Here is a 9,549-nt window from a genome sequence, read left to right as displayed (position 1 = left end):
CGGCGGGGGCGCCGACGGCGTCGCCGTCCGCCGGCCCGTCGAGCGACAGCCCCACGACCGGGCCGTCCGTCCTGGCGGCCGAGCTCGACCGGCTCGGCGTCGAGACCGTGCTGGCGGTCGGCGACGTGGGCGCGATCGACGGGGCGGGCGTCGAGATCGCGAGCCGCGCCTCCTCGGTCGACGTGCCCGACCCGGCGACGCCCCTGGACGACGTCCTCGCCGTCGTGGCCGGAGCCGAGGACGTCGCGGCCACGGCCACCGCCCGGGCCGCGGGGGCCGAGGTCCAGGCCCTGCCCGAGGGGGTCGTCGACCTTCAGGCCTCCGGTGAGGCGATCGACGCGCTGCACGCCTCGACGACGACCGACACCGTCCTGATCGGCTCGTCCTTCTCGACCGTGCGCGACGCCGCGTGGTCGGTCGCGGCGGCCCGATCCGGGGCACAGCTGCCCGGCGGCGGCCAACGGTTCTTCCCGGACCGGCGGTTCGTGGCGCTCTACGGCGCGCCCGGCACCGGAGCGCTCGGCGTGCTCGGCGAGCAGGACGTCGCCGCGACCGTGCAGCGTGCCGCCGACGTCGCGGCGAGCTACGACGCGGCGAGCGACCGCCCCGTGGTGCCGATGCTCGAGGTCATCGCGACGGTCGCCGCCGGTGCCGCCGGGGACGACGGCGACTACTCGAACGAGCTGTCGGTCGAGAGCATCGAGCCCTACGTGGACGCGGCCGCCGCCGCGGGGCAGTACGTGGTGATCGACCTGCAGCCGGGTCGGGCGGACTTCCTCAGCCAGGCGAAGCGCTACGAGTCGCTGCTGTCGCGGCCGAACGTCGGCTTGGCCCTCGACCCCGAATGGCGCCTCGAGGCCGACCAGGTGCCGTTGCGCCAGATCGGCGGGGTCGAGGCGGGCGAGGTGAACGCCGTGTCGACCTGGCTGGCCGACCTCGTGGCCTCGAAGGGTCTGCCGCCGAAGATGTTCGTGCTGCACCAGTTCCGACTCGACATGCTGCGCGACCGGGCGTCGATCGACACGTCGCGGCCCGAGCTGGCCACGCTGATCCACGCCGACGGTCAGGGCTCACAGCCCGACAAGCAGGCCACCTGGCGCACGCTGCACGACGGCGCTCCGGCCGGGGTCGCCTGGGGCTGGAAGAACTTCTACGACGAGGACGCCCCGATGCTCTCGCCCGAGCAGACGATGGCCGACGTGTCGCCGACGCCCGACCTCGTGACCTACCAGTAGCGCGCCACCCGGGTCGCCCCGGCGACCCGTGCGGACGATTCACCGGCAGGTGGACGAAGATGAGGAGTCCGAAACCGACCGATGGGAACGCAGCACCGTGGCCACGAACGACGAAGTCGACCTGATCATCGACGCCTGGGCCCGCGAGCGCCCCGACATCGACTTCGCACCCCTCGACGTCTTCTCGCGCCTCCGCCGCCTGTCGCGGCGCCTCGACCGGATCCGCAGCGAGGCGTTCGCCCATGCGGGCCTCGAGATCTGGGAGTTCGACGTGCTCTCGGCCCTCCGTCGGGCCGGCGACCCCTTCCAGCTCAGCCCGAAGCACCTCGTCACGGCGACCATGGTCACGAGCGGCACCATGACGAACCGACTCGACCGTCTGGTCGAGCGCGGCCTCGTCGAACGCCACGGCGACCCGAGCGACGGCCGCGGTGTGCTGGTGCGCGTGACCGAGGACGGCATCGCGCGGGTCGACGCCGCCATGCTGAGCCTGGTCGACGCCGAGAGCGCCCGGCTGCACTCGCTGTCACCCGCCCAGCAGGCCCAGCTCGCCGACCTGCTGCGGCTCGTCGGCGACGAGTTCAGCTAGCAGCGTCGCCGGTCGGGAGTCAGCTCGAGAACGCCGAACTCGGCAGGTCCTTCTCGCCGTCGACGATCGCCCGCACGATCCGCTCGGCCACCGCGTCGGGGTCGAGGGCCGCACCGAACGCCGGCGCCTTCCCGGCGACCGCCCGCGTGGCGAGACCGGTGTCGGTGTGCCCCGGGCGCGCGTCGAGCACGCGGATGCCGTCTCGCCGGTACTCGCGTCCGGCGGCCGACGCGAAGGACGCCAGGGCCGCCTTGGACGCCGAGTACGCGGCCATCCCCACGGTCGCGGCCTCGGACACGACGCCGCTGATCGTCACGACGAAGGGTTCGCGACCGGCCGCCGCGGACTCCGCGAGGGCGGCGTGCGCGGCGCGCACCAGACGGATGGGCCCGAGAGCGTTCGTCTCGACGAGTTCGTCGAGCGTGTCGTCGTCGAGGTCCTTCGCCGCTCCGAACGCGACGACGCCCGCGGCGACCACGACGCCGTCGAGGCGTCCGTGCTCGTCGAGCGCCGACCGGACCAGCGCCGCGCCTCCCGACCGGTCACGCAGGTCGGCGAGGTAGGCGCCGGGGCCCGAGAGCGACTCGGGTCGTCGGGCCGCGCGGACGACGACGGCCCCCTCGTCTTCGAGCATCGCCGCGAGACGCTGCCCCAGTCCGCCGGACGCACCGGCCACGAGCACCACGGCTCCGTCGAGATCGGTCATGCCGCCGACCCTACGCGCGCGTCCCGGGGGGACGCCGGGGCGAGGACCGCAGGAGGCGCGGGTCGCGTCAGGCGGACGCGCGCACCACCAGCTCGGTCGGCAACGTCATGGCGGCCGGCTTCTCGCCGTCGATGACCTGCAGGAGCAGGCGCACCATCTCGCTGCTGATGCGGTCGAACGGCTGACGCATGGTCGTGAGGGCCGGCGAGGTCGCGGTCGCGACGCTCGAGTCGTCGAAGCCCGCGACCGCGACGTCGTCGGGTACGAGCCGCCCCGCGGCCGTCAGGGCGTCGATCGCCCCGGCGGCCATGCGGTCGTTGGCGGCGAAGACGGCGTCGAGGTCCGGCCGTTCGGCGAGCAGGGACTGCATCGCGACGCGGCCGCTCTCACGCCCGTAGTCGCCGTGGCGCACGAGCGCGTCGTCGGCGTCGTCGCCCAGCTCGGCCCGGTAGCCCTCGAGGCGGGTGATGCCGCCGGGGGTGTCGGCGGGGCCGGCGATCGTGGCGATGTGCCTGCGCCCCAGGCCGCGGAGGTACGCGACCATCTCGCGCGCGCCCTCGCGGTCGTCGGCGGCCACCCACCCCATCTTCTTCTCGTGGCCGATCGGGATGCCGCAGGCGATCGCGGGGACCCCCGACTCGACCACGTCGGCGAGCAGCCTTCCGCCGCTGTGCGCGGAGACGAGCAGGACGCCGTCGACGTGCCCGGCCCCGATGTAGGCCAACGCCCGCTGCTGTTCGGCAGGCGACCCGGCCATGATCAGCACGAGCGAGACGTCGCGCTCGGCGAGCGCCGAGGCCGCCCCCCTCAGCAGGATGGAGAAGTTCGGGTCCTCGAAGAGCTGTTCGTGGTCCTCGGTGAGCAGGAAGGCGACCGAGCCGGTGCGGTTCGTCGCGAGGCTGCGCGCGTGCGGGTTGACGCGGTACCCGGTGGCCTTGATCGCGGCGTCGACCGCGGTCTTGGCCTCGGGGCTGACCCACCGGCCGCCGTTCAGGGCCCGCGACACCGTGCCCCGCGAGACGCCGGCGGCGGTCGCGACGTCGTCGATGGTCGGTCGGCCGCGGCCGGTCGTGCTGCTCACGCGGCCAGCATAGGGTGCGGCGACCGCCGGGCCGGCGGTGCGCTCCGCTCCGCCGGCACGACCGGTCGTCCAGGCCGCACTACTTGACCGCGCCGGCCGCGAGGTCGACCTTCCAGAACCGCTGCAGCACGAGGAAGATCGCGATGAGCGGGATCACCGAGAGCAGGGCACCCGTGATGACGAGCGTGTACAACGCCGGCGCCGAGGCCCCCTGGTTGAGCAGCCCGTTGAGTCCCACCGTGAGCGGGAACAGCGAGTCGTCGCCGAGCATGATGTACGGCAGCATGAAGTTGTTCCAGATGGCGACGAACTGGAACAGGAAGATCGTCACGAGCCCGGGCAGCAGCATCGGCACGGCGATCCTCGAGAAGATGCCCATCTCGCGGGCCCCCTCGGTGCGCGCGGCCTCGATCACGTCGGTGGGCACGGCGGCCGCGGCGTAGATGCGGGCGAGGTAGATGCCGTAGGGGCTGATGATCTGCGGCAGCAGCACGCCCCAGAAGGTGTTGGTCAGGCCGACGTTCGCGAGCAGGAAGTACTGCGGGATCGCCAGGATGACGCCGGGCACGAGCACGCCCATCAGCAGCACGTTGAAGACGACCTTCTTGCCCGGGAACTCGAACTTCGCGAGCACGTAGCCCGAGAGCGCCGACACGAAGGTCGAGGCGATCGCGCCGATGCCGGCGTAGAGGGCCGTGTTGAGCATCCATCGCCAGAACAGCCCGTCGCGGTACTGCGTCAGGGCGACGACGTTGTCGAGCAGGTGACCGCTCGGCGCCAGGGTGAAGGTCGAGAAGAGCTCGCCGCCGTCCTTGGTCGAGGCCATGACGACCCAGAGCACCGGGAACAGGCAGTAGACGGCGCCGATCAGCAGCAGCACCGTCGAGACGACGCTCGGCCGTTCGGCGTGCAGGCGCGGTGCGGACGGGTCGCGCGGCACCCTGCCCGAGGGACGGCGGTTCGTCGAGGAGGCGCGGGTCGGGTCGGGCACCGGGGCCGTGGCGTCTCGGGAGCCGTCGAGGTCGATCGTGGTCATGGTCAGTCCTCCTGGCCGAATGCGCGCTTCTGGACGACCCGGAGGAAGAAGAAGCTGACGATGAAGGTGGCGAGCGCGATGACGACCGAGGTCGCCGCCGCCGAGTAGATGTCGTCGCGGGTGAAGGCGTCGCGGTAGACGAGCATGAGCGGCGACCAGCTGGTCGACAGGCTGTTCGTGAGCGGACGGAGGGTGGTCGGCTCGGCGAACACCTGCAGGGTGGCCACCATCGAGAACAGCGCGGTCATGACGAGCGCCGGCGCGACCATGGGGATCTTGATGCGCAGGGCGATCTGCACCTCGCTGGCACCGTCGAGGCGGGCGGCCTCGTAGACGTCCGTCGGTACGGCCTTGAGCGAGGTGTAGATGACGATCATGTTGAAGCCGACACCGCCCCACAGGGCGATGTTGGCGATCGCGAACAGCACGGTTCCCGAGCCGAGCACCCCGTCGACGTCCCAGCCGAGCCGGTCGAACACGTAGTAGAAGGGGCTCACGGCCGGGAGGTAGAGGAAGCCCCAGAGCAGCGAGCTGATCACGGCGGGCACCGCGTAGGGCAGGAAGATGGAGACCCGCGAGAAGGCGGTGGCCCGCGTGCGCTTCGAGTCGAGCAGCAGGGCGAAGAGCAACGCGAGGCCGAGCATGCACGGGATCAGCACGACGCCGTAGAGCAGGACGCGACCCACGCTGGAGGCGAACTCGGGGTCGGTGAGAGAACCGACGTAGTTCTCGAACCCGGCGAACACCTGGCTCTCGCCGCCCGAGCCGAGCCCCAGGCCGACGACCTGTTTCTTCTGGAAGCTGAGGAACAGCGTGTAGACGATCGGCGCCGCCATGAACAGCACGAACAGCACGATGCCGGGGGCCAGCATGGCGTAGGGGGTCAGCACCCGCGTGCGGAAGCTGCCGTTGCCCTTGCGGGTCGCCGGGCGGGGCGCCTCGCGGCCGGCCGACGACGGCGGAGGGCCGGCCCCGTGGGTTCGCGGGCTGAGGGGGGTGAGGGTGTCGGCCATGCCGTGTCCTTGGGTCGAGACGGGTGTGACGGAGGGGTGACGGGGCGGGCGGGGCGACCCCGGCCGCCCCGCCCGATGTCGCTACTTGACCGAGAAGCCGCTCTTGGTCAGGTCGTCGACGGTGATCTTCTGCATGGCCGCGACCGCGTCCTCGAAGGCCGCCTGCGTCTTGGCGTCGGCCGCCTTGGCGAACTCGTCGTTGTAGGCGCTGAAGGCCACGTTGACGTTCGGGCCGTAGGTGAACGGCTGCACCGACTCGGACGCCTCGGCGGCGATGTCGTAGAAGTCGTCCTGCTGGCTGAAGAACTCGGGGCTGGTGGTCAGCGCGTCCGACGCCGCGTCGGTGGCCGCCGGGTAGACGCCGGCGATGTCGGCGAGCGCCGCCACGGCCGTGGGGTCGGTGTTGAGCCACGTCGCGAACTCGACCGCCGCCTCCTTGTGCTCGGACTGGGTCGTCACGGCCGTGGTCGAGCCGCCCCAGTTGCCGTCCGCCGGCTTCGAGGCGTCCCACTGCGGCATCGGGGCCGCGGTCCACTTGCCGGCGGTGTCGGGGGCGTTGCCGCCCAGCACGCCCGGCGCCCAGACCGAGCTGATCCAGCCGACCTGGCTGCCGTCGTTCAGACCGGCGTTCCACTCGGGCGTGTACATCGGCTTGTTGTCGATCGCTCCGCTCTCGACGAGCCCGCCCCAGTACGAGGCGACCTTCTCCGTCGGGCCGCCCTCGATGTCGACGCCCCAGCTGTCGCCGTCGATCGACCACCACGAGGCCCCGGCCTGCTGCGTGAGGCCGGCGAACCAGCCGGCGTCGTTGGCCGAGAAGGTGCCGAGGTACTTCGTCGGGTCCGCGGCGTGGAGCTTGGTGGCGACGTCGGCGTACTCGTCCCACGTGGTCGGGACGCTCAGGCCGTACTGGTCGAGGACGTCGGTGCGGTAGTACGCCATCATCGGGCCGGAGTCCTGCGGGATGGCGTAGACGCCGTCACCGCCGAGGGTCACCGACGACCAGGTGCCCTCCGAGAAGTCGCCTTCGAGGTCGGCGGCACCCTGGTCGGAGATGTCGGCGAGCGCGTCCGAGGACACGAGCGTCGGGATCTTCTGGTACTCGGCCTGGATCAGGTCCGGTGCGCCGCTCCCGGCCTTGATGGCGGTGAGCAGCTTGGTGATGGCCGGGTCTCCGCCGTCCTGTTTGTTGACGGTGACCTGGATGTCGGGGTTGTCCTGGTTCCAGAGGTCGACGACCTTGTCGAGGTTCGGGGCCCAGGCCCAGTAGCTGAGCTCGACGGGACCGTCGTCGGCCGCGCCTCCCCCGGCGCCGGAGCACCCGGCGGTGAGCAGTAGGGCGGCGGTCGCGACCGTGGCGACACCGAGACGGCGGAATGAGCTGCGCATTCGTCCTCCTTGAGGAAAGCAAGAGCTGTGGTGGGGGCGGGACAGCGCGTGCTTCGGAGAACCACGTCGCTGTGCCTGTGAGCGGTTACAGTTATGCACACCGGTTTTCGCTTGTCAACACCGTTACGGGCCCTTTCGCCGCTCGATACCGGTGTGTTACAACTGGGAGCGCACACAGTCAAAGGAGATCACCGCATGTCACTCGAGCTCGACGCCCGACCCACGCCCCAGGCCACCACGACCTGGCTGCCCGGCCGAGCCGACCTGCGCTACGGCGGCGACTACAACCCCGAACAGTGGCCGCGCGAGGTCTGGCTCGAGGACATCGCCCTGATGAAGCAGGCGGGCGTCAACCTGGTCAGCGTCGGCATCTTCTCGTGGGCCCTGCTCGAACCCCGCGAGGGCGAGTACGACTTCGGTTTCCTCGACGACATCCTGGGCCTGCTGCACGACGCCGACATCGACGTCGACCTCGCCACCCCGACGACCGTCCCGCCGGCCTGGTTCTGGAAGGCCTACCCCGACTCCCACCCGGTCACGCGGGACGGCGTCACCCTGGGTCGCGGCTCCCGCGGCATGGTCAGCCCGAGCAGCCCCGACTACCGCCGGGCGGCCCTCGCGATCACCGAGCGGCTGGCCGAGCGCTACGCGAACCACCCCGCGGTCATGCTCTGGCACGTCCACAACGAGTACGGCGCCCCGATCAGCGAGGACTACGGCCCCCACTCGGTGCTCGCCTTCCGCACCTGGCTCGAGGAGAAGTACGTCACCCTCGACGCGCTCAACGAGGCCTGGGGCACCCGCTTCTGGGGCCAGACCTACGGCGAGTGGGACGAGATCGACGCCCCGCGCACCTCGGCCACGGTCGTGAACCAGACCTCGCGCCTCGACTTCGCCCGCTTCACCTCCGACGCCCTGCTGGCTTGCTTCACCGCCGAACGCGACGCGATCAAACGACACGCGCCGCACCTCCCGGTCACCACGAACTTCATGGCCACCAACTGCCCCTCCATCGACTACTGGAGGTGGGCCCGCGAGGTCGACGTCGTCGCGAACGACCACTACCTCGTGGCCGAGCGCCGCGACAACCACGTGCTGCTCGCCATGGACGCCGACCTCACCCGTTCGCTCGCCGGCGGTGCCCCGTGGATGCTGATGGAGCACTCGACCTCGGCCGTCAACTGGCAACCACGCAACATCGCCAAGCGCCCCGGCGAGCTCGCCCGGAACGCCGCGAGCCACCTGGCCCGGGGCGCCGACGCGATCCTGTTCTTCCAGTTCCGGGCGTCGCGGTACGGCGCCGAGAAGTTCCACTCCGCGATGCTGCCGCACGCCGGCACCTCGACCCGCACCTGGCGCGAGGTCGTCGACTTCGGCGCCGACCTGGGTCGGCTCTCGGCCGTCCGCGGCAGCCGGGTGGAGGCGCGGGTCGCGATCCTCTGGGACGTCGAGTCCTTCTGGGCCCACGACCTCGAATGGCGGCCGTCGGTCGAACTCCAGCACCGCGAGCGCGTCGTCGCCTGGTACTCCGCCCTGTGGCAGCTCGGCGTGACGGTGGACTTCCGCCACCCGCACGACGACCTGTCGGGCTACGACCTCGTGCTCGCGCCCTCGCTGTACCTGGCCGACCGGCGGACGACCGACGGCCTCGGCGCGTTCGTCCGCGAGGGCGGCACCTTCGTCGCGTCGTACTTCTCGGGCGTCGTCGACGAGAACGACACCGTCCACGCCGGTGGTGCACCCGGCGCCCTGCGCGAGGTGCTCGGCCTCTCGGTGCCCGAGTTCCTGCCCCTGTACGCCGACCAGGTCGTCACCCTCGACGACGGCACGACGGGCACGGGCTGGTCCGACGACATCGTGCTCGAGGGCGCCGTGGCGGTCGCGAGCTACGTCGACGGCCCGGCGGCGGGAGGTCCGGCGGTCACCCGCCACGCCCACGGCGAGGGCTCGGCCTGGTACGTCTCGACGCGCACGACCGGGGCCGATCTCGAGGGTCTCGTCCGGTCGGTGCTCGACGACGCCGGGGTGCCGCTGCCGGTGGACCACCCCGAGGGGCTGGAGGTCGTCGTGCGCCACGGGGACGACGTCGACTTCACCTTCCTGGTCAACCACGCCGAGACCGCGACCGACGTCGTGGTCGGTCAGGGCACCGAGCTGATCACCGGCGCCGCCGTCGACGGCCGCGTGAGCGTCCCCGCCGGTGCGGTCCGCGTCGTGAGCCGCCCGCGCGGCTGAGCCGCGACGCGAGGCGACCGCAGGAGGCGCGGTGCCGGCGTCGAGACCGGCACCGCGCCTCCTGCGCCCCACCGTCCCGAACCCCGTACCGCACCCGCAGCACCCCGCCCCACCGATCGTCAAGGAGGACGACGCGATGACACGACCCACCACCACACCCCGGCCCCCCGTCGACCGGAGGGGCCGGCGCGGTCTCGCCGTCGGCGCCGCCCTCGCCACGGCGGCCCTGGGAGCCGGCCTGCTGTCGGGCGCCCCCGCGACCGCG

Annotated in this window: 8 protein-coding genes; 3 read left to right on the top strand and 5 right to left on the bottom strand. The window is 71.9% G+C overall.

Annotated features, from left to right (window positions below):
• Positions 1-1,235 (top strand): hypothetical protein (locus IFT36_RS13515; RefSeq protein WP_200413387.1); only part of this gene is annotated, 1,235 nt, incomplete at its 5' end.
• Positions 1,236-1,332: 97 nt separating this feature from the next.
• Complete coding sequence (locus IFT36_RS13510) at positions 1,333-1,824, top strand: MarR family winged helix-turn-helix transcriptional regulator (protein WP_043596034.1); 492 nt, start codon at positions 1,333-1,335, stop codon at positions 1,822-1,824.
• 19 nt (positions 1,825-1,843) lie between these two features.
• Here IFT36_RS13510 and IFT36_RS13505 read toward each other — a convergent pair whose 3' ends face one another.
• The 5 genes from IFT36_RS13505 to IFT36_RS13485 all read right to left on the bottom strand — a co-directional run bounded on the left by IFT36_RS13505 (position 1,844) and on the right by IFT36_RS13485 (position 7,049).
• Positions 1,844-2,530: an SDR family NAD(P)-dependent oxidoreductase gene (locus tag IFT36_RS13505; protein WP_159825683.1), complete on the bottom strand. Its 687-nt coding sequence runs from the start codon at positions 2,528-2,530 to the stop codon at positions 1,844-1,846.
• 67 nt (positions 2,531-2,597) lie between these two features.
• On the bottom strand, positions 2,598-3,611 hold the full coding sequence (locus tag IFT36_RS13500) for a LacI family DNA-binding transcriptional regulator (protein ID WP_056048744.1): 1,014 nt from the start codon (positions 3,609-3,611) through the stop codon (positions 2,598-2,600).
• A 79-nt stretch (positions 3,612-3,690) separates the two neighbouring features.
• Complete coding sequence (locus tag IFT36_RS13495) at positions 3,691-4,647, bottom strand: carbohydrate ABC transporter permease (RefSeq protein WP_200413386.1); 957 nt, start codon at positions 4,645-4,647, stop codon at positions 3,691-3,693.
• 2 nt (positions 4,648-4,649) lie between these two features.
• Entirely contained in the window at positions 4,650-5,660 is a 1,011-nt protein-coding gene (locus IFT36_RS13490; protein WP_200413385.1) for a carbohydrate ABC transporter permease, read from the bottom strand.
• A gap of 81 nt (positions 5,661-5,741) precedes the next feature.
• A complete protein-coding gene (locus IFT36_RS13485; RefSeq protein ID WP_173152794.1) occupies positions 5,742-7,049 on the bottom strand; it encodes an ABC transporter substrate-binding protein in 1,308 nt (435 codons plus the stop codon).
• Positions 7,050-7,244: 195 nt separating this feature from the next.
• On the opposite strand from IFT36_RS13485, the gene IFT36_RS13480 reads away from it, so the two are divergent.
• Positions 7,245-9,284: a beta-galactosidase gene (locus IFT36_RS13480; protein WP_200413384.1), complete on the top strand. Its 2,040-nt coding sequence runs from the start codon at positions 7,245-7,247 to the stop codon at positions 9,282-9,284.
• Positions 9,285-9,549 lie beyond the last annotated feature (265 nt).

This window comes from Frigoribacterium sp. CFBP 13605, assembly GCF_014839405.1.
Classification (GTDB): domain Bacteria; phylum Actinomycetota; class Actinomycetes; order Actinomycetales; family Microbacteriaceae; genus Frigoribacterium.
The sequence above is the reverse complement of the archived record's forward strand: the minus strand, read 5'-3'. Positions and strand labels throughout refer to the sequence as shown.